Source organism: Isoptericola hypogeus, assembly GCF_039531145.1.
GTDB classification, from domain to species: Bacteria; Actinomycetota; Actinomycetes; order Actinomycetales; family Cellulomonadaceae; genus Isoptericola; species Isoptericola hypogeus.
In genome coordinates, this window is record NZ_BAAAPM010000003.1 from 1,090,621 (window position 1) to 1,114,996 (window position 24,376).

A 24,376-nucleotide genomic window follows, 5' to 3' on the forward strand; every position below is an offset into this window, starting at 1 on the left:
GAACCCCGACGAAGTTGAGTGTATTCCGCTCAACTTTGGACGCAAGCGCTGCTCGCGCCCCGGTGGCCGGCGCCCGCCGGCTGGGGGATGCTGGCCCGGTGGACACTCTGACCCGAGGCGAGCGCCGCCTCCGCACCGGCCTCGCGGCCGTGCTCGCCGCCGTCGGCCTGCTCGCCCTCGCGGGCTGCATGAAGGTCGACATGGACATGACCCTGTCGGAGGACGACACCGTCTCCGGCACGATGGTCCTGGCGTTCTCCAACCAGCTCGCCGAGACCATGGGCATGGAGCCCGGCGAGCTGTGGGACCAGGCGGGCGGGGAGCTCGAGCAGGATCTGCCCGAGGGCACCACGCAGGAGCCGTACTCCGATGACGAGTACACGGGCACCCAGGTCACGTTCGCGGACACGCCGATCGAGGACTTCGCGGGCAGCGGCGGCGAGGACCTGTCCATCACCCGCGAGGGCGACGAGTACGTCGTCACGGGCACCATGGACCTGTCCGAGGGTGCGGAGCAGCTCGGGTCCTTGCCGCAGGGCGTCCAGGACTCCTTCGACGCGCAGCTCTCCGTCACCTTCCCCGGCGAGGTGACCGACTCCAACGGCGAGATCGACGGCAACACCGTCACCTGGACCCCGCAGATGGGCGAGACCACCGAGATCCAGGCACGCGGCGCCGCCGAGGCCGGCAGCAGCTTCCCCTGGTGGATCGTCGGGCTGGTCGTCGGGATCCTCGTCATCGCGCTGATCGTCGTGCTCGTGCTGCGGTCGCGGCGCTCCGGCGCGGCTCCGGCGGACGGCTCGGCTGGCGTGCCCCCCACCGGGTCGCCGGCAGCCTTCGGCGCGGCCCCCGTGGCCGACCCGGGCACCGCGCCCGGCTCCGGCACCGGCCCGACGGCGGAGGAGCAGGTCTTCGGCACGCGGCCCGCCGCCGCGCCGGAGCCCACGTCGCCCCCCGGCGCCGCCCCGGCGCCGTCCACCGGCCCGGTCGCCGAGCCCCTCGAGCCGGAGACGCCCGCGGAACCCGCCGAGCCTCGTCCCGACGCCTATGCCGGAGCCGGCTCCGGCCCGGTCGCGGAGCCCTTCGAGCCCGCCGATCCCACCGAGCCCGCAGGGCCGAACGAGCCCGCGGAGCCCGCCGAGCCCGCCCCGCCGCTGGAGCCGGCCACCCAGCCGCTCGAGCCCACCCCGCCGTCGGAACCCGCCGAGCCCGTGCAGCCGACGGAACCCCCGGCACCCCCGGAGCCGGCCGCGCCCACGGAGCCCACGAAGCCCACGCCGGGCGACGAGCCGGGCACCGAGCGCCGCCCGACGGACCCGCCGCAGGGTGCCTGACCTCCCGCCCCCGGCGTCCGGGGCGTGGGGCCCCGACGTGCTCGGCCCGGACTTCGAGGCGCGCGTCCTCCCGCTTCCCGGCGACGCCGAGGCCGCCCTGGTGCGCCACGTCCCGTCGACGACGGGCCGCGCGCCCGCACGGGTCGCGGTCCTGTACGTGCACGGGTTCGCCGACTACTTCTTCCACCCCCACGTGGCCGCGGAGCTCGCCGGCCGCGGCTACGCGTTCTACGGCATCGACCTGCGCGGTCACGGCCGGGCCTGGGACGCGCAGGTCGCCGCGGGAGGGGACCCGAACCAGGTCCGCGACATCGCGGTGTACGCCCAGGACCTCGACGCCGCGGCGGCCGCGATCCGGTCCGCCGGGCACGAGCGCCTCGCCGTCCTCGGTCACTCGACGGGCGGCCTCGTGGCACCCCTGTGGGCGGCCGCGCGCCCGGGCCGGGCCGACGCGCTGGTGCTCAACAGCCCCTGGGTCGAGGTCAACAAACCCCGGGCGGCGCGGCTGGCGTCCGTCGCGCTCGTCGAGACGCTCGGTGCGCTCGCACCGCGTGCGGTCGTGAGCCACCTCGGCGTCGACTACGCCCGGGCCCTGCACCGCTCCTACGGCGGGGAGTGGGACTTCGAGCCGGCGTGGAAGCCGCACACGCGGTTCGCCGCCCGCGCCGCTTGGGCGCGCTCGGTGATGCGCTCCCAGCGGCGGCTCGCGCGCGGGCTGCACCTCGACGTCCCCGTGCTCGTGCTCGCCTCCGACCGCTCCAGCAAGGACCAGCACCTCACCACCGACTCCGTCCTGAACGTCGCCCACATCCGCGACCGCGCGCCCCGCATCGGCACGGACGTCACGTTCCGCGAGATCCCCGGCGGCGCGCACGACCTCGCCCTCTCCCCCGCGCCCGCCCGCGAGCTGTACCTGACGACCGTCCTCGACTGGCTCGACGCCCGCGTCCCCTGACCCACCCCGCCCCGCCGAACACGGGCTTGCGGTCGAAATAAGTGCTCAAAGCGATCGCAACCCCGTGTTCGGACGGTGATCCGGTCGACCACCGTCGTGTCCGATTCCCGCTAGCCATGCCGCCGCACGGCGGGCGAGGATGGCGGCATGGCAGTCATCGACGAGCACCCCCCGGCGTTCGCGGAGCGGTACCGCGCCATCGCGGCCCGCGACGCGCGCTTCGACGGACAGTTCTTCACCGCCGTGAGGACCACCGGCATCTACTGCCGCCCGTCGTGCCCGGCCCGCACCCCCCTGCCGCAGAACGTCACCTTCTACCTGACGTCGGCCGCGGCCCACGACGCCGGGTACCGCGCCTGCCGGCGGTGCCTGCCCGAGGCGGCCCCCGGCACGCCCGAGTGGAACCTGCGGCACGACCTCGCCGCCCGCGCGATGCGGCTCATCGCCGACGGCGTCGTCGACCGGGACGGCGTGGAAGGTCTCGCGGCCCGCCTCGGCTACAGCGCGCGCCAGGTGCACCGCCTCCTCACCGTGGAGCTCGGCGCCGGGCCGCTCGCCCTCGCCCGCGCGCAGCGGGCGCAGACGGCGCGCGCCCTGGTCGTCGGCACGGACCTGCCGCTCGCGGACGTCGCCTTCGCGTCCGGGTTCGGTTCGATCCGGCAGTTCAACGACACCGTCGTCGAGGTCTTCGCCGTCACTCCGAGCGACCTACGGGCCCGCGCCCGCCGCCCCCGCTCCTCGAGCATGCGCTTGCGTCCCGCCGACCAGGCGGTTCTTGGGGGCAAGGGCGGCCACATCGCGAGCAACCGCATGCTCGGCGGGACGGGCGACGCCGAGGTGGGGCGGCTGCGGCTCGCACTGGAGCTGCCGGTGCGCGAGCCGTTCGACGCCCGCGGCGTCGTCGCCTTCCTGGCCGCCCGCGCCGTCGACGGCGTCGAGACGGCGTCCCCCGACGGGCCCGACGTGCGGTACGCGCGCACGCTGCTCCTGCCGCACGGTCCGGGCGCCGCCGAGGTCACCGCGGGACCCGGCGTCGGACCCGGCCGTGTGGGCGTCCGCCTGGAGCTCGCCTCGCCCTCAGACGTCCCCGTCGCGGTCGCCCGGCTGCGCCGGCTGCTCGACCTCGATGCCGACCCGGTCGCCGTCGACACCGCGCTCGGCGACGACCCGGCGCTCGCCCCGCTCGTCGCGGCGACGCCCGGCCTCCGGGTCCCCGGCACCGTCGACCCGCACGAGCTCGTGGTCCGCGCCATCGTGGGCCAGCAGATCAGCGTCGCCGCCGCGCGCACCCACCTGGGCCGGATGACGGCGGCGGTCGGATCCGCGTACGACTCCGGCATCGTCGGCCTGACCCGCCTGTTCCCCACGGCCGCGCAGGTGGCGGCCGGCGGCGCGGAGCACCTGCGCCTCCCGGCCCGCTCGCGGGCGTGCGTGGCCGACACCGCGCGGGCGCTCGCGGACGGCGAGCTCGTGGTCGAGGTCGGCGCCGACCCCGACGACCTGCGGGCCGACCTTCTCGCCCGGCCCGGCATCGGGCCCTGGACCGCTGCCTACGTCGCGATGCGCGTGCTCGGCACCCCCGACGCGTGGCTGGACGGCGACGTCGCGCTGCTCGCCGGCACCCGCGCCGCCGGCATCCCCCTGCCCGACGGCGGCCGCCCGGCGCAGTCCCGGGCGCTCGCCGCGCGGGCCGCGGCGTGGGCGCCCTGGCGCTCGTACGCCGCGATGCACCTGTGGCGCGCGGCCCTCCCGTGACGCCGACCAGGCGGTTGCTCCCGCCTTTCGGCCGATTTTCCCGCCTTTCCGCACGCAAGCGCCTGTTCGGCACGACCCGAGACCCGGAGGAACCATGAGCGCCCTGACCGAGACCACCACCCGCGCCTCCGCCACGACCGCCGCGACCACCACCGCCGGCGCCCGCACCGCCACGATCGGCACCCCCGACGGCCCGTTCACCGTCGTCGTCGCGCCCGACGGCGCCGTGCTCGCCTCCGGCTGGACCGACGACGCCGCGTCGCTGGTCGCGCTGACGCATCCCGGGCTGCGCCCGGCCGAGGTCGTCTCGACGGACGACGACGACCCGGCCGTCGCGCCCGCCGTCGCCGCCGTCCGGGCCTACTACGCCGGCGACGTGCACGCGATCGACGCCGTCCCGGTGCGGCAGGCCTCCGGCCCGTACCGGTCGCACGCATGGGACGTCCTGCGCACGGTGGAGCCGGGCGACCCGGTGACGTACTCGCGCTACGCGGAGCTGTCCGGCCGCCCGGCGGCGGTGCGGGCGGCGGCCGGCGCGTGCGCGATGAACGCCGCCGCGCTCTTCGTCCCCTGCCACCGGGTGCTGCGCACCGACGGCGGCCTCGGCGGCTTCCGGTACGGCGTCGACGTCAAGCGCCGCCTGCTCGACCACGAGGCCGAGCACGCCCGCTGACGCATCCCGACCGCTGGTCGGCCTGTCCCTACCGCTGGTCGGCCTGTCCCTACCGCTGGTTGAGCCTGTCGAAACCGGGTCTCGACAGGCTCGGCCAGCGAGGGCCTCGACAGGCTCGACCAGCGAGGTCTCGACGAGCTCAGCCGGCGGGGTGCAGCGACGGCTCCTCCGGCGTCGAGACCGTGAACACGGCGCCGGCGACCACCGGTGAGCGGGTGGCCGCCCGTTCGAGCTCGTCGAGGCGCCGCGCCACCGACTCCTCCCGCTCGTTGCCCCGCAGGTCGACGCTGGCCACGAGGTACAGCGAGCGCGGCCCCACGTACTCGAGGCGCAGGTAGGTGACCCGCTCGACCTGCGGCATCGCCAGGACGTGCGCGAGCACGGCGTCGCGGGTGGCCGGCAGCGCGGCCTCTCCCACGAGGAAGCGCCGGTTGCGGTCCACGAGCACCAGCGACACGACGGCGAGCACGACGCCGACCACGATCGACCCGACGGCGTCCGGCACCGGCGAACCGGTGAGCTGGTGGGCGAGCACGCCGGAGAACGCGACGACCAGCCCGACGAGCGCCGCGGCGTCCTCCGCGAACACCGCGCGCAGCGTCGGGTCAGAGGTGACGAGCACGTGGTGCAGCACCTCGCGCTCGACCTTCTTCGCCTCGGCCCGCGCCTGCCGGGTCGCCTGCAGGAACGACGCCCCCTCGAGGACGAACGCCAGGCCGAGCACCGCGTAGGCGATGCCGAAGTCGCTCGCGGGCTCGGGGTGCACCAGCTCCTGGATGCCGTGCGTGATGGACACGCCCGCGCCGACCGCGAACAGCCCGATCGCCGCGAACATCGACCACACGTACGCCTCGCGGCCGAAGCCCAGCGGGTGCTCGGCGTCGGCCGGGCGGCGCGACCGCTTGTCCGCGACGAGCAGGAAGATCTCGTTGCCGGTGTCGGCCCACGAGTGCACGGCCTCGGCCAGCATGGACGCCGACCCGGTGATCATGGCGGCCGCGGACTTCGCCGCCGCGATCAGCAGGTTCGCCCCGAACGCGATCACGACGGTCAGCGTGCTCTCGCCCTCGCGGTTCTGCTTCGCGACGCGCGGGCTGCCGGCCTCGGGCCGGCCGGGCGGGGACGACTCGGTCGGGGACGACTCGGGCGGGAACGACTCGGGCGGGGACGACTCGGGCGGCCGGGACGGGTCGAGGTCGCTCGCGTCGCTGGGCATGGTGCCGGTCTACCAGCCGCGCGGCAGCACCGCGCGACGTGCGGGGCCGACGGCGCGGGCCGGGCCGGCCGTCAGGTCCGGCGTGTCTCGGCCGATCCGGGCTCGTCTACCCCTGGCTCGTCGACTCCCGGCTCGTCGATTCCCGGCTCGTCCAGCCGTAGCCCCGCCGGAGTCTCGCGCAGCTCGTTGAGCTCGAGCTCGGCGTCGTCCACCTTGCCCGTGCGGAAGCCGGCCCGACCCACCATGTGCGCGGCCACGGGGGACGTGGCGAGCTGGAACACCACCACCAGCACGAGCATCGCGACCGCGGACCAGCTGCGGACGCGCAGCGCGAGTGCCGCGAGCAGCAGCACGAGTCCCAGCACCTGCGGCTTGGTGACGGTGTGCATGCGGGCGAGCAGCGACGGGAAGCGCACCAGCCCCACCCCCGCAGCGAGGGTGAAGTAGGCGCCGAGCAGCATGCAGACGGCGGCGACGGCGTCCGCGACGGTGGTCCACGTCCCGGGGTCGACCTCGGTCATCCACGCACCTCCCCCTCGGTCCCCTCGTCGTCGGTCGGCGCCAGGTCGTCGTCGTGACCCGCGCGCCGGGTCTCGGCCCGCGAGACGTCCGACGTCCGCGCCTGGGCGGCGACGTCCTCGGGCTCGCGGCCCTGGGACTCACCGGTCGGCTCCCGCGCCGCGAACCGCGACAGGGTCACCGAGCTGACGAACCCGACCATCGACAGCGCCACGAGGATCGGGATGGTCTCGGTGCGCCGCGACCAGATCGCCTCGACGGCGATCGCGCCGACGAGCGTCATGGTCAGCGCGTCCAGCGCGACGGCCCGGTCCAGCATCGAGGGGCCGCGCTCCACGCGGACGAGCGCGAGCATCGCGGCGGCGGCGACGAGGACCGCGGACGCGATCACGGCGGCGAGCATCACGGCGCCCCCTTCCCGGACGTCAGGCGGTCGAGCCCGCAGCGCACGAGGACGGCGTCCGACGCGAACGCACGCAGGACGCGCGCCTCGAGCGTGCGGATCTCCTGCCGCACCCCCTCGGGCCCGCCGGAGGCCTCGACGTCGAGCACGTGCAGGTAGACCATCCCCGTGCGCCGGCTGGCCTCCACGACGAGCGAGCCGGGCACGAGCGACGACATCACGGCGGTGATCGTCAGGTAGGCGTCGTCGGGGTTGCGCAGCTGGACGCCGACGATCGCACCGCGCGGTTGCTTCCCCGGCCGCAGGGCGACCCAGGCCACCTCGAACGAGGCGACGACCAGGTCGGCGACGAACCGGGCGACCAGCACCGACGCCGCCCACGGCCGAAGGGTGCCGTTCATCGAGATCGGCGGCAGGGGGAAGAGGATCACGACCACGAGCGCGATCGCGGCCCCCGCGATGACGTTCGCCCAGGACAGGTCGCCCCAGAGCAGGACCCACATGACGGTGAGCAGGACGATCGCGTGCCACTGCACGGCGACCCGGCGCAGCACGCGGGCGGACCGGCGTCGGGGGTGCAGGCTCATCCGTGCCCACCGCCCTCCACAGCGACCTCCACCGACTCGCCGCGCCCGCGCTCCGCCCCGTCGGGGAACACCGCCTCGACGTAGGAGCGGCCGTCCATCGACGCCTCGGCCGCGCGCTCGGCGTAACCGTAGAGCGGGCCCGCGACCACGGTGAGCAGCAGGCCGAACCCCACGAGCGCGCCCGCCGGCAGCACCATGCCGCGCGGCAGCGGCACATGCGGCTCGATCTCGGGGGGCGGCGCCTGCCAGAACGCCTTGTTCCACGCCTTGACGATCGCGTACAGCGTGAGCAGCGACGTCGCGACGGACCCCACGACCAGCGCCCACGCGAGACCGGAACCGTCGCGCACGCCCTCGGTGAGCAGCCCCACCTTGCCCAGGAACCCGGACAGCGGCGGGATCCCCGCGAGGTTCAGGGCGGGCACGAAGAACAGCACGGCCAGGCCCGGCGCGAGCTTCGCCAGACCGCCCAGCCGGTCGAGCGACGTCGACCCGCCGCGGTACTCCACGAGCCCTACCACCAGGAAGAGAGCCGTCTGGACAGAGATGTGGTGCACGACGTAGAAGATCGCGGCGGCCGTCCCCGCCTCGGACGCGAGCGCGATACCGAACACCATGAACCCGATGTGGCTCACGAGCGTGAACGACAGCAGACGTTTGACGTCGCTCTGCGCCACGGCACCGAGGATCCCGATGAGCATGGTGAGCAGCGCGACCACCATGAGGATCTGGTCGACCAGGTCGTTGTGCGGGAACAGCAGGGTCTGCATGCGCAGCATGAGGTACACGCCGACCTTGGTGAGCAGCCCGGCGAACACGGCGGTGACGGGAGCCGGCGCCGTCGGGTAGGAGTCCGGCAGCCACGCCGACAGCGGGAAGACGGCGGCCTTGATCCCGAACGCGAGCAGGAGCAGCAGTTGGAGCGCGAGCTGCACCGTCGGGTCGACGTCGGGCAGGCGCAGCGAGAGCTGGGCGAGGTTCACGGTGCCGGTCGCCGCGTAGATCAGCGCGATCGCGGTGAGGAAGAGCAGCGAGGACAGCAGGGTGACGATGACGTACACGGACCCCGCCCGGATGCGCTCGGCGGTACCGCCGAGCGTCAGGAGCACCGACGACGCGGCCAGCATGATCTCGAACCCGACGTACAGGTTGAACAGGTCGCCGGAAAGGAACGCGTTGGCGACCCCGGCCGCGAGGACCAGGTACGTGGGGTGGAAGATCGCGACGGGGATCCTGTCCCCGACACGCGACTGGACGGCGTCCTCGTCCTCCCCCTCGGGCACGCCCTGGCCGAGCGAGTAGAGCAGGACGCACAGCAGCATCACGCCGGAGACGGTGAGCATCACCGCGGACAGCCGGTCGGCGACGAGGTCGATGCCGACGGGCGCGGCCCAGTCGCCGACGTCGACGACCAGCGGCCCGGAGTCGGCGGCGAACATCAGCGCGACCGACGCGGCCGTCGAGGCGGCGAGCGCGGCGACACTGATGATGCGCTGGACGTTCGCGAAGCGGTGCAGCGCCAGGGTGAGCCCGGCGGCGAAGAGCGGGAGCATCACCGGGAGGGGGACGAGCGTCTCGACGGTCCAGAGGGTCATCGGTCGTCCTCCTTCCGCTCGCGCCGGCGTCCCTGCAGCCGGTCGGGGATCCCGTCGTCGTTCCGGTCGGCGTGGTCGTCGTCGTCCGCGACGTCGTCGTGGACCTCGGCCGCCTCCTCGTCGAGCGAGGCGCCGGTCTCCGTCGCGTCGGCATCCTCGAACGCCGGGGCGTTGACCGCGGCCTGGCGGGCCACGCGCCGGTCCTCGACGTCATCCGCGACCTCGTCGTGCCCGTGCAGCTGCCAGGACCGGTAGGCCATGGCGAGGATGAACGCGGTGAGGGCGAGGGTGATGACGATCGACGTGAGCACCATCGCCTGGGCGAGGGGGTCGCTCATCGGCTCGCCGGCGGGGTCGTTGCCCACGATGGGCGACGACCCCGCCCGGCCTCCGGCGACGAGGATGAGCAGGTTCACGCCGTTCCCGATGAGGATGAACCCGAGGAGCACCCGGGTCAGAGGGCGCTCCAGCAGCAGGTAGACGCCCGTGGCGAAGAGGACGCCGATCGCCAGGACGAGGACGGCGGACGGCGTGTTCTCGAGGACCGTCATCGCGCCTCCTCCGTCACGGTCAGCCGCTCGGCCCGCTCGGCCCGCTCGGCCCGCTCGGCCTGCTCGGCCTGCGCGTCGCCCGTGCTCTCGGGCTCGCGCGGCTGGCGGTCGATCTCGGCGCCGAGGGTGCGCAGCAGGTCGAGCACGAGCCCGACGACGACGAGCATCACGCCGATGTCGAAGAACAGCGAGGTCACCAGGTGGACCTCGCCGAGCACGGGCAGGTGCAGGTCGTGGACGATGAAGCTCTCCAGGACCTCCTGCCCGCCGACCAGCGTGGCGAGGCCCACGCCGGCGGACAGGAAGAGGCCCGTACCCAGGAGGATGCCGGGGCTCACGGGGGCGGCCTCGCCGAGCTCGTACCGGCCGCCGGCCAGGTAGCGGACCGCGAACGCGATCCCCACGACGAGCCCCGCGGCGAACCCGCCGCCCGGGGCGTTGTGCCCGCTGAACAGCAGGAAGAGGGCGAACACGATCATGGCGTGGAACACGACGCGGGTGACGACCTCGAGCAGCACCGACCGCCGCTCGGGGGCGACGGTCCGCCCGGCCGCGAGCCAGACGCTGCGCGTGTGCGTGTCCGTGTGGCTCACGTCGTCGGCGCGGGCCAGGCGCAGCACCTCGCCGCTGCGCTGGCGCAGGAAGATGAGCGACGCGACCCCGGTCGCGGCGACGAGCAGCACAGAGATCTCGCCGACCGTGTCCCAGGCGCGGATGTCCACCAGGGTCACGTTGACCACGTTCTTGCCGCCGCCGAACTCCACCGCCTCGCTCGGGAAGTCCACGCTGATGGGGACGGCGGTCCGCACGAGCGGCGCCGCGACGGCCAGGCCCATCACCACCAGCCCGGTCACGACCGCCAGCGCGAGGCGTACCCAGCGGCTCGCCGCGAGCGGCCGGTCGGTGAAGTACGGCGGCATGCGACGCAGCACGAGCACCATGACGACGAGCATCACGGTCTCGCACAGCACCTGCGTGAGCGCGAGGTCGGGGGCGCCGTGCAGCAGGAAGAGCGCAGCGTTGGCGTACCCCGCCACGCCGGCGAGGACCACGGCCTTGAGGCGTCGTCGAGCGCGGGCGGTGAGCACGGCCGCGACGACGACGATCGCGACGACCGCGGCCTGCGCGGGCCGGTCCCACGGCACGACCTCGATCGCCGGCGTGCCGCCCAGGAGTCCGCTCGCGATCACGGCTCCGGGGGCCACGGCGAGGACGACGAGGATCACGCCCAGGTAGACGGGCAGGGAGCCGCGCTGGGTGGCGGCCGTCACGTCGGCGGCCAGGTCGTCGAGGCGGCGCATCGAGCGCCGGTACAGGACGTCGGCCCCCCGGGGGGACCACAGCCCGTCCTGGACGCGCTCGACCTTGGCCCGCTGCCAGAACAGCAGCGCGCCGGCGAGCAGCACCCCGGCCGTGATCGCGAGCACCGGCGTGATTCCGCCCCACAGCACCAGGTGGCCGGGCTCGCCCGCGGGGTACAGGTCGGCGTACGGGGCGAGCAGGCGCTCCCCGGTCGCGGGGAACAGCGCCACCAGGAGCCCGAGGACGGCGAGGACCAGCGGCGGCGCGACCAGGAGCCACGGCTGCCGCCGGACGGCCGTGGCCGCCGGGACGTCGACGGTCTCGGCCACCTTCTCCGGCACGACGGCGGCCCGCGTGACCGCCGCGCCCGGGCGGCCCTTCGTGGCGAACGCGCCCCAGGCGAACCGCAGGCCGTAGGCGACGGTCAGGGCGGAGCCGGCGACGACCGCGACGAGCGCCACCGCCTCGAGCGCGCCGGCACCGTGCGTCACGTCGTGCCACAGCCCCTCGAGCGCGGCCTCCTTCGCGACGTACCCGGCGAACGGCGGGAACCCGATCATCGACGCGGTGGCGAGCACCCCCGCGACGGTGGTGAACGGCATCGTGCGCCACAGGCCCGACAGCCGGCGCAGGTCGCGGGTGCCGGTCGCGACGTCGATCGCGCCGACGACGAGGAACAGCGCCGCCTTGAACATCGCGTGGGCGCCCAGCAGGGCGAGGCCGGCCAGGGCCAGCGCCTTCGAGCCGAGGCCGAGCAGCAGCACGATCAGCCCGAGCTGGGAGACGGTGCCGAACGCGAGCACGAGCTTGAGGTCGTGCTGGCGCAGCGCGCGGTAGCCGCCGAGCAGCAGGGTGCCGCCGCCCAGCACCACGACGAGCCAGCGCCACACGGGCAAGTCCGCGAAGCCGGGGGCGAACCGCGCCACCAGGTATACCCCGGCCTTCACCATCGCCGCCGCGTGCAGGTAGGCCGAGACCGGCGTCGGGGCGGCCATCGCCGCGGGGAGCCAGAAGTGGAACGGGATGAGCGCGGACTTCGTGGCGGCGCCGGCCAGCAGGCACACCGCCGCCACGGCCGCGGCGGTGCCCGTCGGGGGGTCGGCCACGACCTCCGACACGCGCCAGGTGCCTGTCGACACGCCCAGCACGATGAGGCCGACCAGCATGACCAGCCCGCCCGCCGTCGTCACGACGATCGCCTGCATCGCGGCGCGGCGCGACGCCTTGCGGTCGGCGTAGTGCCCGATCAGCAGGTAGGAGAAGACCGTGGTCAGCTCCCAGAAGACGAACAGCATCAGCAGGTCGTCGGCGGTGACGAGGCCGACCATCGCCCCGGCGAACGCGGTGAGGACGGCCGCGAACCGGCCGGTGCCGAACGCGTCGCGCGCGAAATACGCGGAGCAGTACAGCAGGACGAGCGCGCCCACCCCACCCACGACGAGCAGCATCAGCCACGACAGCGTGTCGAGCCGGAAGTCGAGGGACAGCTCGAGGCCCGGCACCCACGGGGTGCTCGAGACGGGGAAGTCGCCGGCGGTGACCCGCGGCGTCTGCGCCAGGGCGTAGCCCGCGGCCGCCGCCGGACCGATCGCGAGGACCCAGAACGCCCGCCGCCCCAGCCATGCCACGAGAGCCGGCGCCGCGAGGGCCAGCAGGAAGGTGAGCAGCAGCACTGGAAGCACAGCACTCCGTCCGATAGAGGGGCGGGGCGAGGGCTTTACTCTATCGTCACGCCCGGGTGACCATGCCGCCAGGTTCGTGACGCGGGCCTGTGAACTGCGTCATCACGACGGCGGTCGAGCCTGCGCGACCGGCGGCGAGCTACAGGTCCTCGGGGTCCAGCAGGAAGTCGCCCTCGTCGGCGATCTCCCCGCCCGTAGCGCGGTGGATGGCCGCGGCCAGCTTCCCCACCATGTCGGCGGCACGCTTGCGCGCGACGACGAGCGCCGGCTGCGGGAACTCCCGCTGCGACTCCACGAGGTCCGGCGCGTCCCAGCGCACGTGGTAGCAGACGGCTCCCGACCTCGCCCACGGCAGGTCGCGCAGGAGCAGCGGCAGCCGCTCCTCGCCCTCCACCTCGACCGTGATCGACCCGTCCACGCCCAGGTCGGTGACGAGCCCGTACGCATCGAGCACCATCGGCTCCTGCAGCGCGGCGATGTCGAAGTCGTCGGCGCGGGCGTGCAGCTCGCGGCGGGTGTCGTCGTCGAGCGCCTCGCCCGGGTAGAGCGGCCGCTCCGCGATCCCCTGGGGCGGCCCCTGGTACGGCTTCCCCTCGGTGGCCAGCACGACGCGCGGGTGCACGGCCTGCAGCACGCGGTGGGCGGCCTGCGGGTCGAGCCAGACGTCGGAGTAGACCGTGAGGTCGACGGCGGCACCCGGGTCCGGGGTGAGCACGACGCCCGCGCCGGGCGCACGACGCCCGCCGTCAATGTCGTCCCACGTGCCCGCGACGTCGAGCCGCACCGAGCCGCCGAGGCGCCGCGCCGCCTGGACCAGCCAGCCGACGACCCGCTCCTCCTCGCGGTTCGGCAGCCCGGCCGGGAAGGCGCGCGCCAGGCCGTCGCGGTCGCCGCCGAAGCGCTGCGGGGTGTCCCAGCGCTCGCGGGGGCACACGACGTCGAAGACCATCGCCGTGCCGGACGGCAGCCCGGTCTCGAGGCGCCTGCCCTGCGGCGCGAACGGGCCGGTGACGGTGCTGTGGCGGGACAGGCGCAGCACTCCCGGCTCGCCGGGGTTCGCCATCCGCCCGACGGGCACCTCGACCCCGGGCAGGTCGGTCGGGACCACGTCCCAGCGCGTGCCCGCGAAGCGGGACATCGCGAGCACCTCGAGCTCGTCGACGACGACGTCCGCCGGAACGCCCAGGAGGTGACGCGCCTGGTGTCCCTGGGCCGCGGTCGGCGGCACCGGGGGGAGGTCGGCGTGGGTGGCCATGAGGCGGGGCTCCTTCCGGGACGAGGGCGTGCGCCCCCCGCCGCTGGCGCGGCGGGACCGAGCGTAGCGACGTCGGCCGCCGTCCCGGAACGCCCCCTGCCCCGTCGCCGGCACCCGCGGGGTGCTCAGAGCGACGTCCGGTGGAAGGACTGCCAGGACCGGCTGGCCGTGGGGCCGCGCTGCCCCTGATACCGGGAGCCGTAGGCCTGCGAGCCGTACGGGTGCTCGGCCGGCGACGAGAGCCGGAAGAAGCACATCTGCCCGATCTTCATACCGGGCCACAGCGTGATCGGCAGCGTCGCGACGTTGCTCAGCTCGAGCGTGACGTGCCCGCCGAAGCCGGGGTCGATGAAGCCGGCCGTGCTGTGCGTGAGCAGGCCGAGCCGGCCGAGGGACGACTTGCCCTCCAGGCGGGCGGCGACGTCGTCGGGCAGGGTGACCGACTCGAACGTGGAGCCGAGCACGAACTCCCCCGGGTGCAGCACGAACGGCTCGTCGGGCGAGACCTCCACGAGGCGCGTCAGGTCCGGCTGCTCCTGGGACGGGTCGATGAACGGGTACTTGTGGTTGTCGAACAGCCGGAAGTACCGGTCCAGGCGGACGTCGATGCTCGACGGCTGGAGCATGTCCGGGTCCAGCGGGTCGAGCACCACCCGCCCGGCGTCGAGCTCGGCACGGATGTCACGGTCGGAGAGCAGCACGCCCACACGGTAGTCGCCGACGGCGGGCGGCGCCCCACCGTCCGACAGGCGGCGCAGGGCGGGAGGCCGCGGCTACGCTCCTCGCCGTGCAGGTACTGAACATCGAGGTCCCCGCCAGCCTCGCCCAGCGCTGGAGAGGATGGTTCGCGCCGCCCCGGCAGCCGTACGTGCTGACCCCGCGGCAGGCCGAAGCGGTCGGCGCGCTCGACGACCGCGGCCGCCTCTCGCCTGAGCTGCGCGACACCTTCGGCCTCTTCGGTGTGCCCGACGACGCGGTCCTGGGCTGGATCGACGAGGCCACGTTCCGGGCGATGAGCGCGTCCGATCGGGCCGCGGTGCGCCAGGCGCAGCCGGAGCGTCATCACTGGCCGTCCGCCGCCGACCCCGGCCGGCTCGACGCCCGGATGGTCCGCTGGGTCGAGGACGGCGTGCGCCCGAGCCGGCACGACGCGGTGCCCGACGCGGCCTGGGCACACGCCGCCGCGAGCGGCCTGCCCGGCGCGCGAGGGCTTGCCGGGCGCTTCCCCGCGGCGAGCGGCCCGAACTGTTTCGGGACCGTCATGGCAGCGGCCGGCGTGGCCGGGGCCGAGCACGAGTGGATGCAGCGCGAGCCGTTCGAGCGCTGGCTGGCCGAGCGGGCGGTCGCGCTGCCCCGACGATCCCGCCCGGACGACCACCCCGGGACGGTGCTGGTCTGGCGCTCTCCGGCCGGCCAGGTCGAGCACGCGGCGATCACCCTCGGGGACGGCTGGGCACTGCACAAGCCGTCGCAGTCCTGGTACAGCCCGGTGAAGGTGCTGACGGTCGACGCGGTGAAGGCGAGCAGCCGCGCCGCGGGTCGTCGTCTGCACCGGTACCGGCTGCTCACCACGCCGTGACGTGCCGGTTCGGTGCATCCGGGCGAGTTGGGTATGATCGGGGCGCGCACACCGTCACGGTGCTGCTGCGCGGGTGTAGTTCAATGGTAGAACTTCAGCTTCCCAAGCTGATAGCGCGGGTTCGATTCCCGTCACCCGCTCCACGAAGAACCCCGGGTCAGAGGCTCCGCCTCCGCCCCGGGGTTTCTTGTCGCCGACGGGTTCGGCGTCGACCGGCGTCCACCACGCGGCCGGACCGGACACGCGCTGGTTCCGTCCGGTCGCCGTCCGCGGACCTGCGCATCGCCCGGGTATCACCCGGTCCCGCGTGGCCCTCTTGAGATACGTCGGCAACGATGCCGACCGGTCATGGAGGGCACGATGACATCGACCACGAGGATGCGCGCACCGAGGCTCGGACTGATCGCGACGGCAGCCGTCGCCCTGGTCCTGGCGAGCGCGGTCGCGCAGCCGGCCCCACGGGCGCACGCGGACGTTCCCGACTTCTGCGCGGCGGGGGTGGAGACCGATTTCGACGGGGACGGCCGGCCGGACCTCGTCGTCGGCGACCCGACAGCCACGGTCGACGGGCAGCTGAACGCGGGCACGATCACCGTGAGCTACGGCACCGGGGCCGGCACCATCGGCGACGGCCCGGCGGAGACGCTGAGCGAGGACGACCTCGCCTCCATTGACGGCAGCAGCGCCGGCGACCGGTTCGGCTTCGCTCTCGCCAGCGCCGACATCGACTGCGACGGCTACTCCGACCTGCTGGTCGGCACCCCGTACGAGAACGTCGGGGCCACCGCCGACGCCGGGGCGGTGCACCTGTTCCGGGGCGGCGTCGGCGGCCTCGGTGCCTTCGACGGGACGTGGTTCCGTGCCAGCGACTTCGGCATGTCCACGGTCGCGGGCGACCGGTTCGGCCACGCGCTGGACGTCAAGGAGGACGTGGGTCAGGGCGGCACGCCGGCGCCCGACGCGTACGCGCTCGCGATCGGGGTTCCCGGCCGCGACGTCGGTGGCGACGCCGACGCCGGAGCGGTCGCCGCGCGGGTGCCCTTCGACGGCGGCGGCGTCACCATCTGGTATACCTCCGACAGCCCCACGGTCCCCGGTGCGTCCGAGCCCGGTGACCAGCTCGGCACGTCGGTCGCGATCGGCCAGTTCACGGGATTCGCCGACGTCGTCGACATCGCGGTCGGAGCCCCCTACGAGGACATCGGGAGCGTCAGCAACGCCGGGGACGTCACCGTGCTCGAGGACGTGTACTTCGACGAGCCCGAGGACGCGTTCCTGCTGGACCAGGGCCGCCCGGATGTGCCGGGGAGCATCGAGCAGGGTGACCGGTTCGGCCACAGCCTCGACGCCGCCCTCGTGGGATCGGTGTGGCGTCTCGCGGTCGGCATCCCGCGCGAGGACATCGGCGGCGACGCCGACGCCGGATGGGCGCAGGTGTTCAACGCCAGCGGGACCTCGCTGGTGCCCGGCATCGCGCTGAACCAGGACACGAGCGGCGTCGACGGCGCCGCCGAGGCAGGCGACCTGTTCGGTCAGGTCGTCGCCTGGGTGCCTCCCACGACCTGGGACAACCGGTCCCGGCTCGCCGTCGCCGTCCCGGGCGAGGACGGCACCGCGACGAACACCGGCCTGGTGCAGGTCGTCCCGATCTTCGACGCCGCCGACGACACCGGCTACAGCCAGTCCAGCCCGGGCGTGCCGGGGGCACCGCAGGCGGGCGACAAGTTCGGGCTGGCCATCTCGGTCATCACCGCTCCCGGCGAGCAGGCCCTGCTCGTCGGTTCCCCCACCGACGTCGGCTACCCCGACGGACTGGTCGCCGTGATCCCGTCCGACGGGGGCGCGCCGCGCGGGCTGGCCCCTGACGACGTCGGCGCCTCGACCTTCGGCGCCGGTCTGGTCGGCGACGGCCTCTGACCGAGCGAGGGCACGTCGCGGACGGGAACCGGACGGGGTCGCAGTTCGTCCAATCCACATGAGGACGACGCGACGCCGCCGGCCCGTCCTGGCCCCGGCACTCCTCGCGGTGCTGCTGTCGGCGGCGGCGTGCGGCGGCCCGTCCCCCGAGGAGGCGTCCCCCGAGGAGGCCGGCGGCAGCCCGGCCGCGACGCCGACCACCGAAGAGCCCCCCGCGCCGCCGCACGACCCGTCCCCGTCCGGGTCGCTGCCCGGCCCGATCCTCCCGACGGCGCCGCCCACGGTCCCCAGCGACGCCGGGACCAAGCTGCGACTGGTCGGCGTGGTGGTCGACTCGCTCGACGGGTACGTCGTGCTGCGGGACGACAACGACATCGCGTGGGCCCTGACCGGCGACGTGGCGACGTCGCTGCAGACAGGCGAGCACGTGCAGGTCACCGGCCGGTCCCGGCCCGACGCGACCGCAGGCGGCTACCCCGTCGTCCTGGTCGAGCGTGCCGAGGAGCTTCCGGCGTCCCCCTGACCCGCCGCCAGACGAGGCGCGACGAAGGGGCCGGGAGCCCTCGGCTCCCGGCCCCTCGGTCAGCGCGTACCGGTCAGGACACGCGGATCTTCATGGTGGAACCATTCTGCTCGAGCACCTTGATCTTCACCCCGGCGCCCGCCACCTTGACTCCGACCCGCTGCAGGCCCGCGTCGGCGTACGGCGTGAAGTAGCGGTCGGGGTCCGAGTCGTTGAAGACCGCGTTGCCCGCCCCGCCGCGCACATAGCTCGGCTTGCCGTTCACGTGCAGCGTGAACGAGTCCACGCGCTCGAGGCCGAACGTGGCGTCGTACGTCTGGATACGACCGCGCCACGGCTGGCCCTCGAGGTTGTAGTTCACCTGCGGGTTCGCGTCCACCGGCAGCACCAGGCCCTGGCCCGGGTGCTGGCTGGTGTTGTTGTTGGTGAACGAGGTGTCCCAGTAGTTGACCAGCAGCCCGTTCTGGTAGGGGAAGTGCTCCACCCGATCGGGCTGCGCCGGGAAGCCGAAGTTGTACGGCCCCGTCTTGAGGTAGCGGTCGTAGGACACGTACGCCCGGTTGCTCGCCAGGTAGAAGTGGTCGTAGACCGCGGTCTCCTCGGCGCCGACGGCCGTGAAGCCGTCGAGGTCCCAGCCGTTCGGCGGCTCTTCCGCGCCGTCGGCGAAGATCGTCTCCCCGCCGGAGGTCACGGTGATGTCGTCGACCATCAGACCCGACCAGCCCAGGCCCGGGTCCTGGCCCTGTGCCGCACCGTCGGTGATGTAGCGGGCCCGGAAGCCGATCGTCTGGCCGGCGAACGGCGCCAGGTCGTAGCTCGCGTCGACATAGCCGTCGCTGAGGCCGTCGATGCCGGTCTCGGCGTCGGGGTTGGGGTCGGCCGGGTCGCCGTCGGTGTCCGGGTCGACCTGGTCGGTGGGCAGCGCCACCCAGTTGCCGCTGCCGGCGGGCGACTCCACCTCGAGGTGGGCGTAGTCGAAGTCCTCCTCGATGTTGAAGGCCAGCTTCAGGTCCAGCTGGCCCCCCGCCGCCGGGACGGCGAGGTCGGCCCTCGACATGCTCGCGCGGTAGTCGTCACCGGCGCCGCTCCACCACTGCTGCTCCCCCTCGGCGGGCGTGGGCAGCTCGGTGGTCACCTCCTTGTCGGGGAGGACGACGGCGACGCCCTGCGCCTTGGAGGAGTTGTACTCGTGCGGGCCGAGGTCGATGGTCCGCTTCTGCCCCGCGACCACCGTCTCGTAGTCGAGCCAGCCGAGCTGGAGCTTGTCCCACACGCCGAGGTCGGCGGGGCGGGTGCCGATGCCACGGTCGCCCGCGGCGGAGACGCGGCTCTGGGCCATCAGCGTCCACCAGCTGACCGGGTTGTCGCCGCTGGCGGCGGTGTCGTAGTGGTCCGGCAGGCCGAGGTCGTGCCCGTACTCGTGGGCGACGACGGACAGGCCGCCGTTCTCGGGCTGCACGGTGTAGTCACCCACCCACATGCCCGTGTTGGCGATCTGGGTGCCCCCGGCGAGGTTCTGCGGCGGACCCGTCGTGCCCTGGTCCTGGAAGTTGGTGTACCAGCGGTGGCTCCAGATCGCGTCCTCGCCGTAGATGGGGTCGCCGTCGGCCTGGTCGCCGCCGGCGTGCACCATCTGGAACCGGTCGACGTAGCCGTCCGGCTCGTCGAAGTTCCCGTCACCGTCGAAGTCGTAGCGGTCGCGGATGTCGAAGGTGGCCAGCTCCTCGCGGATCTGGCGGCCCGTCATACCGGCCGCCCGCTGGTCGCGGACCCACTGCCGCATGCCGTCCTCGACGAGCGCCCAGGTGTTGTTGCAGACGTTGCCCCCGCAGAGGTCCCGGCCGTAGCGGGCCTGGTTGTACCGCACCGTGGTGAAGTCGGTGACGAGGCCGTCCACCGAGTAGCGGCCGGACGACTGCTTCTCGTAGTAGGTCTTCAGCGACTCGACGTCCTCGCCCTCGCCGAAGTACAGGTCGTGGTAGTACTCCGGCGTGTACTCGGGCCTCCACTGGGTCGAGTTGTCGTCGGGCGCCGGCTCCGGGATCTCGTTGAAGCGCGGACCGTCGAAGCGGGCCGGACCCGCGACGTCCGGGTCGGAGTCCACGTCGGGGTAGTCCGGGTGGCGCCGGTCGCCGAACTCGACGAGCAGCACGAACACCCGGTCGGTGCGCTCGTTGTCGAGCTCGACGTACTGCGGCTGCTTGGCGGCCGCGCTGCGCGCCCGGTTCTTCTCCGAGGACGCGGCGGCCGGCTCCGAGCCGAGCCGGACGACCGAGTTGCCGCTGACCGTCCTCGGCTTCACCTCTCCCTTGAGGATCTGCGCGACGGCCTCCTGACGCAGCCCGCTCTGCTTGTCGCTGATCGGGTTCGGCAGGGAGTCGGAGGGCGACGCCGCCCGTGGTGCGGACGGGTCACCGACCGGCGGTACGGCGGTGGCGGGGCCGGCGGCGACGGTGACGCCGAGCCCCGCTGTGAGCGCCAGGGCGAGTAGCCCGGCGGACTTCTTGGGTGATCTCACGCGAGTTCCCTTTCGATTCGAGTGAGCGACTCGCCGGGGTGGCCGCCGAGTCGGCGATGCACCCCGACACTAAACGTGACCGCGATCACAGGCTAGGTCTAGGGCGAGACCCGCAGCAGGCATCTCGGCGGACGTCGCGGGAGGCGGCGAGTTCCCCCTGGTGAGAGCGGCGGACGGCGTCGGTATCGTCCCGGGGATGGGACTCGCCTCGCGCCTGCTGCACGCCCGCTGGTTCGCCCGCTCTCCGATCTGGCTGTTCCGGGCCGGGCTCGGCTCCCTCGCGGGCGGACGGCTGCTGATGCTCCAGCACCGCGGCCGCAGCAGCGGCGAGCCGAGGTACGTCGTGCTGGAGGTCGTGGACCGCCCCGCGCCGGACCGCGTCGTCGTGGTCGCCGGCCTCGGCCCCCGCTCGCAGTGGTACCGCAACGTCCAGGCCGAACCGCGCCTGCTCGTCTCCGTCGGCAGGCGCCGAGACGCCCGCGCGCGGGCCACGACCATGACCCCCGACGACGGCGCAGCCACCCTGCAGGCCTACACCTCGGCCCACCCCGGACCGTGGCGGGCCCTGCGGCCGGTCCTGACCGAGTGGGCGGAGCCGTTGGCCCGGGAGCGGGGCGAGCCGAACTGGAGGCGCGTGGTGCCGGTCGTCGAGCTGCGGCTGCTCTGACGGGTGAAATCCCGCCCGGTGGCCAGGTTCGCCCGGTCCGGGCGGGGGCGGATGTCGGGGCCGATGGTTACGGTGCTCCCACCGTTCGCAGGCCTGGGGGAAGCATGTCGCACCGCCGCACCACCGTCACCGTCGTCTCGCTCGCCCTCGCCGCGCTGCTGATCGAGCCGCTCGCCGCGGCGGGAGCGCCCGCCGTCACGTCGCCGGCCGCGTCGCCGACGACGGCGACCCGTGTCGCGGCCGCCCCGGCGGCGGCGTCCCCGGCCCCCCGGCCCGACCTGCCACCGACCCTCCCCGAGAGCGACGATGTCGTGCCGTGGGAGTCGGCCGTCGGCGACGGCGACCGGGCCCGCAGCTACGGCCTGCGTGCCGCGCCCGACCGCAGCACGCACCCCGTCGACATCGTCGTCGCGACACCGCGAGGGGCCACGAAGGCGAACGTCGGCCGGTGGATCCGGGACGCGGACGTCGACACCCTGCTGGCCAAGGTCTCCGCGTACTGGTCCCAGCAGTCCGGCGGCCGGATCCGGTTCGTCCGCCGCGGCGCGGTCGAGCGCATCAAGACGGGCGACGGGTCGTGCACGACGACCGACGGCATCCTGCGCCAGGTCAGGGTCGGCGGCTCGAGGCACTACGGCTCGGGCTGGTACACCTCGAGCACGCGCGGCCCCGGCACGCGGGAGCACCTGGTGGTCCTGTACCCCTACCGCCGGGGCGACCACCCGGACGGCAGCAGGTACCTCGCCACCTGCGGCGGCACGCTGGGGCTCGGCTCGGTGCCGAGCACGGCGGGCCGCGACAACCCGGGCGGCTGGTCGTTCTCGCTTTTCGGCGGTCCCGACGGCGCGGAGCGCGGCTCGCGCTTCGGCCACGCCCAGTACCGGTCCGGGGTCGCGACCCTCGCGCACGAGCTCGGGCACAACCTGGGGCTCGCGCACTCCGGGGTCGGCTGGTGCGAGGGGGACGCCGACGGCAGCTTCAAGTCGCGACGGTGCGGCGCCGCCGAGGGGCTCGACCCGCTCGACCTCATGGGCGCCGACTTCGCCGCCGTCGGCACGGCGCCGCTGTCGGGGGCGCAGAAGCGTCGGCTCGGCGTGCTCCCCCGCGCCGAGACCGTGACGGTCACCCGCACGGGCGGCAACCGCACGGTGCGGATCGCGGCGCGACACCGCGACAACAGCCTGCCGACCCTGGTCCGGGCCGTCGACCCTCGTGGCGGGCAGGACTACTTCGTCGAGCTGCGGCCGCCGGTCCCGGGCGTGAGCTACCCGTACCTCGGCGGGCTGCCCTGGCGCGCGGCCGCCGACTACACCGTGCGGTACGGGGTGACGATCAGCCGCGTCGCCGGGAGCCGGTCATCCTGGGCGCTCCCCGGCGAGCACCTGATCGTCCCGACGGGGCCCCAGGCGCGACGCCGGTCGTCCCTGGCCGAGGGCGGCACCTTCACCACCCGCACGGACGCGATGCGCATCAAGGTCGTCGCGACGTCGGGCACGACCGCACGGGTCCGGGTGACGTTCCCCCGGAGCTGATCCGGGGCGGCCGCCCTCACGCCTCGGGGCGCGCCCGCGGCCGCAGGCGGACGTCGGGCAGGGCGGGCGCGCGCAGCGGGCCGTCGTCGTACCCGTGCACCTGGCCGAACCGACGGTCGACCGCGCCCGCCGCGTAGCGCGTGCCCCCGTCGTCCCCTTCGGCGACCTGGGCCGTCCAGTCGGCGCGGGCGCGCACGATCTCCTCGTGCGTGCGGCCGACGAAGTTCCACCACATGAGGACGTCCTCGTCGAACGGCTCGCCGCCGATGAGCACGGCCCGCGCGGGCCCGTCGCCGGCCGTCACGACCAGGCGGTCCCGGCCGGGCGCGACGTAGCCGAGCACGGCCGGCGGGACCGCGTCGCCGTCCAGCGTGACGTCCCCGGCGTCCACGAGCAGCGCGTGCTCGAACGCCGGGTCCGTCTCGAGCTCGACGCTCGCCCCGGCCGCCAGGTCGAGCTGGGCGCCCACCAGCGGGCTGTAGGTGCGGGCCGGCGAGTCGAGCCGTTGCCCGGCGACGCCGAGCGACCCCAGGAAGACCTGCACCCGGGCGCCGTCGGAGTCGGCCGCCGGCAGGTCGGCATGGTGCTCGAAGTGCGGTGCCACGTCCGCGTGCGCGGCGGGCAGCACGGTCCACAGCTGCACGCCGTGCAGCGACGGCGGGCGCCCCTGCGCGGGCGACTCCTCGGAGTGGGAGATGCCGGCGCCCGCGGTCATGAGGTTCAGCTCCCCCGGCCGCACCGTGACCAGCGAGCCGACCGAGTCGCGGTGCACGATCTCGCCCGCGAACAGCCAGGACACCGTCTGCAGCCCGATGTGCGGGTGCGGCGGCACCTGCATGCCTGCGGAGCGGGAGACGTCGTCCGGCCCGTAGTGGTCGCAGAAGCACCACGCGCCGACGAGGGAACGCTGCCTTTGCGGGATGGTGCGCCGCACGGTCATCGCGCGGGGACCGCCGAGCGGCACGTCGCGGGCGGAGAGCAGCTCGACGCCGGCATGCCGCTCGCCCGCGGTGCAGGTGCGCTCGGCCGGGCGGGTCTCCAGGTTGCTCATGGCTCCGAGCGTCTCACGAGGGCGGGGCCCGTCGGCCCGGGCGCCGAGGGTCCGGTGCCGAGGCCCCCCGGGGCGGCCGGGGGGCCTCGGAGATACCGCGTACCCCTGGTCGACGATCCCGGGGACCAGGGGCGCCGTGGTCGACGTCACGGCCCCGGCGACCCGTCGGATCCCGTGAGGCATGTCGCTCGACGCCAGGGCGTCGTCGCCTCACCGGGTCCCGTTCTCCACGAGCCACCGGACGCGGGTGGTCTTCCGGCCCCGTACAGGCACCTGCGTCGTCACCCGCAGCCCGCACCGCGGTACGGGACGGCCCGTCGTTCTCCGGTCGACCGACGTCTCCTGGAAGGGGGCCGCGACCGTGCAGAGCAGGGGATCGGCGACCCGACCTCCACGAGACCGGTAGGCACGTTTCTAGACCTGCATCCGGGGTGGTGCAAGGGGTGTGGAGCATCTTTTCGAGGGCGCCCGGCCGACCACAGGTTCGTCCACAGGAGCAGCCCCGGAATGCCCACACCGCCCACAGGCCTGTGGAACAAATCTGTGGACGAACGCTCCGGCCGGCCGGGCCCCGAGCGGTCCAGGATGCAGACCCGGACGGTCAACGCGGGCCCGGCCAGAGCCCCGGCCCGGGCAGAACCCGCAGGATCTCGCGGGTTTGCCCCTCATCGCGGACCGGCGCGGCGAGCCCGGACCACCGCGGCACGCCCCGTCGAGGAGGCTCGAGAGAGGAACGTCGCAGGTGAGCGGCGTCACACTCGT

General features: G+C 74.3%; 20 protein-coding genes and 1 tRNA gene. 10 read left to right on the top strand and 11 right to left on the bottom strand.

The window, feature by feature from the left end:
* The first annotated feature begins 98 nt into the window (after window positions 1-98).
* The 4 genes from ABD254_RS07180 (at window position 99) to ABD254_RS07195 (ending at window position 4,717) form a co-directional block, all read left to right on the top strand.
* Window positions 99-1,334, top strand: a complete 1,236-nt coding sequence (locus ABD254_RS07180; RefSeq protein WP_344247036.1) for an LppM family (lipo)protein — start codon at window positions 99-101, stop codon at window positions 1,332-1,334.
* Complete coding sequence (locus ABD254_RS07185) at window positions 1,327-2,289, top strand: alpha/beta hydrolase (protein ID WP_344247038.1); 963 nt, start codon at window positions 1,327-1,329, stop codon at window positions 2,287-2,289. Before ABD254_RS07180 ends, ABD254_RS07185 begins: the two co-directional genes overlap by 8 nt.
* 147 nt (window positions 2,290-2,436) lie before the next feature.
* On the top strand, window positions 2,437-4,044 hold the full coding sequence (locus ABD254_RS07190; RefSeq protein WP_344247040.1) for an AlkA N-terminal domain-containing protein: 1,608 nt from the start codon (window positions 2,437-2,439) through the stop codon (window positions 4,042-4,044).
* A 94-nt stretch (window positions 4,045-4,138) separates the two neighbouring features.
* The gene (locus ABD254_RS07195) at window positions 4,139-4,717 is read left to right on the top strand and encodes a methylated-DNA--[protein]-cysteine S-methyltransferase (RefSeq protein WP_344247042.1); all 579 of its coding nucleotides are present in this window, start codon (window positions 4,139-4,141) and stop codon (window positions 4,715-4,717) included.
* Between the two features lie 139 nt (window positions 4,718-4,856).
* Here ABD254_RS07195 and ABD254_RS07200 read toward each other — a convergent pair whose 3' ends face one another.
* The 9 genes from ABD254_RS07200 to dcd form a co-directional block, all read right to left on the bottom strand.
* Window positions 4,857-5,933 (bottom strand): cation diffusion facilitator family transporter, encoded by a 1,077-nt coding sequence (locus ABD254_RS07200; RefSeq protein ID WP_344247044.1) that lies wholly within the window; start codon window positions 5,931-5,933, stop codon window positions 4,857-4,859.
* Between the two features lie 71 nt (window positions 5,934-6,004).
* Window positions 6,005-6,454, bottom strand: coding sequence for a monovalent cation/H(+) antiporter subunit G (mnhG, locus tag ABD254_RS07205; RefSeq protein ID WP_344247046.1), 450 nt, complete (start codon window positions 6,452-6,454; stop codon window positions 6,005-6,007).
* Window positions 6,451-6,855, bottom strand: a complete 405-nt coding sequence (locus tag ABD254_RS07210; protein WP_344248517.1) for an MrpF/PhaF family protein — start codon at window positions 6,853-6,855, stop codon at window positions 6,451-6,453. Before ABD254_RS07210 ends, mnhG begins: the two co-directional genes overlap by 4 nt.
* Window positions 6,855-7,442 carry a Na+/H+ antiporter subunit E gene (locus tag ABD254_RS07215; RefSeq protein ID WP_344247048.1) on the bottom strand — a complete coding sequence of 196 codons (588 nt, stop codon included), beginning with the start codon at window positions 7,440-7,442 and terminating at the stop codon, window positions 6,855-6,857. The genes ABD254_RS07210 and ABD254_RS07215 overlap by 1 nt, the downstream gene beginning before the upstream one ends.
* Window positions 7,439-9,037: a Na+/H+ antiporter subunit D gene (locus tag ABD254_RS07220; protein WP_344247050.1), complete on the bottom strand. Its 1,599-nt coding sequence runs from the start codon at window positions 9,035-9,037 to the stop codon at window positions 7,439-7,441. The genes ABD254_RS07215 and ABD254_RS07220 overlap by 4 nt, the downstream gene beginning before the upstream one ends.
* Window positions 9,034-9,588, bottom strand: coding sequence for a Na(+)/H(+) antiporter subunit C (locus ABD254_RS07225; protein WP_344247052.1), 555 nt, complete (start codon window positions 9,586-9,588; stop codon window positions 9,034-9,036). The genes ABD254_RS07220 and ABD254_RS07225 overlap by 4 nt, the downstream gene beginning before the upstream one ends.
* Window positions 9,585-12,572, bottom strand: coding sequence for a Na+/H+ antiporter subunit A (locus ABD254_RS07230; protein ID WP_344247054.1), 2,988 nt, complete (start codon window positions 12,570-12,572; stop codon window positions 9,585-9,587). The genes ABD254_RS07225 and ABD254_RS07230 overlap by 4 nt, the downstream gene beginning before the upstream one ends.
* A 139-nt stretch (window positions 12,573-12,711) precedes the next feature.
* A complete protein-coding gene (locus ABD254_RS07235) occupies window positions 12,712-13,827 on the bottom strand; it encodes a hypothetical protein (RefSeq protein ID WP_344247056.1) in 1,116 nt (371 codons plus the stop codon).
* A gap of 125 nt (window positions 13,828-13,952) precedes the next feature.
* Window positions 13,953-14,528 carry a dCTP deaminase gene (gene dcd / locus ABD254_RS07240; RefSeq protein WP_344247057.1) on the bottom strand — a complete coding sequence of 192 codons (576 nt, stop codon included), beginning with the start codon at window positions 14,526-14,528 and terminating at the stop codon, window positions 13,953-13,955.
* A gap of 86 nt (window positions 14,529-14,614) precedes the next feature.
* On the opposite strand from dcd, the gene ABD254_RS07245 reads away from it, so the two are divergent.
* From ABD254_RS07245 to ABD254_RS07260, 4 genes are all read left to right on the top strand, one after another.
* On the top strand, window positions 14,615-15,406 hold the full coding sequence (locus tag ABD254_RS07245; protein ID WP_344247059.1) for a hypothetical protein: 792 nt from the start codon (window positions 14,615-14,617) through the stop codon (window positions 15,404-15,406).
* Between the two features lie 69 nt (window positions 15,407-15,475).
* A tRNA-Gly gene (locus tag ABD254_RS07250) sits at window positions 15,476-15,549 on the top strand.
* 217 nt (window positions 15,550-15,766) lie between these two features.
* Window positions 15,767-17,323 (top strand): VCBS repeat-containing protein, encoded by a 1,557-nt coding sequence (locus tag ABD254_RS07255; RefSeq protein WP_344247061.1) that lies wholly within the window; start codon window positions 15,767-15,769, stop codon window positions 17,321-17,323.
* A gap of 58 nt (window positions 17,324-17,381) precedes the next feature.
* Window positions 17,382-17,846 carry a hypothetical protein gene (locus tag ABD254_RS07260; RefSeq protein WP_344247063.1) on the top strand — a complete coding sequence of 155 codons (465 nt, stop codon included), beginning with the start codon at window positions 17,382-17,384 and terminating at the stop codon, window positions 17,844-17,846.
* Between the two features lie 73 nt (window positions 17,847-17,919).
* Here the strand turns inward: ABD254_RS07260 and ABD254_RS07265 are convergent, their stop codons facing one another.
* Window positions 17,920-20,364, bottom strand: a complete 2,445-nt coding sequence (locus ABD254_RS07265) for an immune inhibitor A domain-containing protein (RefSeq protein WP_344247065.1) — start codon at window positions 20,362-20,364, stop codon at window positions 17,920-17,922.
* 196 nt (window positions 20,365-20,560) lie between these two features.
* On the opposite strand from ABD254_RS07265, the gene ABD254_RS07270 reads away from it, so the two are divergent.
* The gene (locus tag ABD254_RS07270; RefSeq protein WP_344247067.1) at window positions 20,561-21,031 is read left to right on the top strand and encodes a nitroreductase family deazaflavin-dependent oxidoreductase; all 471 of its coding nucleotides are present in this window, start codon (window positions 20,561-20,563) and stop codon (window positions 21,029-21,031) included.
* Window positions 21,032-21,135: 104 nt separating this feature from the next.
* On the top strand, window positions 21,136-22,563 hold the full coding sequence (locus tag ABD254_RS07275) for a metallopeptidase domain-containing protein (RefSeq protein ID WP_344247069.1): 1,428 nt from the start codon (window positions 21,136-21,138) through the stop codon (window positions 22,561-22,563).
* A gap of 16 nt (window positions 22,564-22,579) precedes the next feature.
* Here the strand turns inward: ABD254_RS07275 and ABD254_RS07280 are convergent, their stop codons facing one another.
* Window positions 22,580-23,614, bottom strand: coding sequence for a pirin family protein (locus ABD254_RS07280; protein WP_344247071.1), 1,035 nt, complete (start codon window positions 23,612-23,614; stop codon window positions 22,580-22,582).
* Window positions 23,615-24,376 lie beyond the last annotated feature (762 nt).

Bases quoted from the DNA above. Each gene is read 5' to 3' on its own strand.
- ABD254_RS07220 (WP_344247050.1), bottom strand. From the start codon at position 9,037: ATGACCCTCTGGACCGTCGAGACGCTCGTCCCCCTCCCGGTGATGCTC.
- ABD254_RS07210 (WP_344248517.1), bottom strand. From the start codon at position 6,855: ATGCTCGCCGCCGTGATCGCGTCCGCGGTCCTCGTCGCCGCCGCCGCG.
- ABD254_RS07225 (WP_344247052.1), bottom strand. From the start codon at position 9,588: ATGACGGTCCTCGAGAACACGCCGTCCGCCGTCCTCGTCCTGGCGATC.
- ABD254_RS07255 (WP_344247061.1), top strand. From the start codon at position 15,767: ATGACATCGACCACGAGGATGCGCGCACCGAGGCTCGGACTGATCGCG.
- ABD254_RS07200 (WP_344247044.1), bottom strand. From the start codon at position 5,933: ATGCCCAGCGACGCGAGCGACCTCGACCCGTCCCGGCCGCCCGAGTCG.
- ABD254_RS07215 (WP_344247048.1), bottom strand. From the start codon at position 7,442: ATGAGCCTGCACCCCCGACGCCGGTCCGCCCGCGTGCTGCGCCGGGTC.
- mnhG (WP_344247046.1), bottom strand. From the start codon at position 6,454: ATGACCGAGGTCGACCCCGGGACGTGGACCACCGTCGCGGACGCCGTC.
- ABD254_RS07260 (WP_344247063.1), top strand. From the start codon at position 17,382: ATGAGGACGACGCGACGCCGCCGGCCCGTCCTGGCCCCGGCACTCCTC.
- ABD254_RS07270 (WP_344247067.1), top strand. From the start codon at position 20,561: ATGGGACTCGCCTCGCGCCTGCTGCACGCCCGCTGGTTCGCCCGCTCT.
- ABD254_RS07195 (WP_344247042.1), top strand. From the start codon at position 4,139: ATGAGCGCCCTGACCGAGACCACCACCCGCGCCTCCGCCACGACCGCC.
- ABD254_RS07280 (WP_344247071.1), bottom strand. From the start codon at position 23,614: ATGAGCAACCTGGAGACCCGCCCGGCCGAGCGCACCTGCACCGCGGGC.
- ABD254_RS07235 (WP_344247056.1), bottom strand. From the start codon at position 13,827: ATGGCCACCCACGCCGACCTCCCCCCGGTGCCGCCGACCGCGGCCCAG.
- ABD254_RS07190 (WP_344247040.1), top strand. From the start codon at position 2,437: ATGGCAGTCATCGACGAGCACCCCCCGGCGTTCGCGGAGCGGTACCGC.
- ABD254_RS07275 (WP_344247069.1), top strand. From the start codon at position 21,136: ATGTCGCACCGCCGCACCACCGTCACCGTCGTCTCGCTCGCCCTCGCC.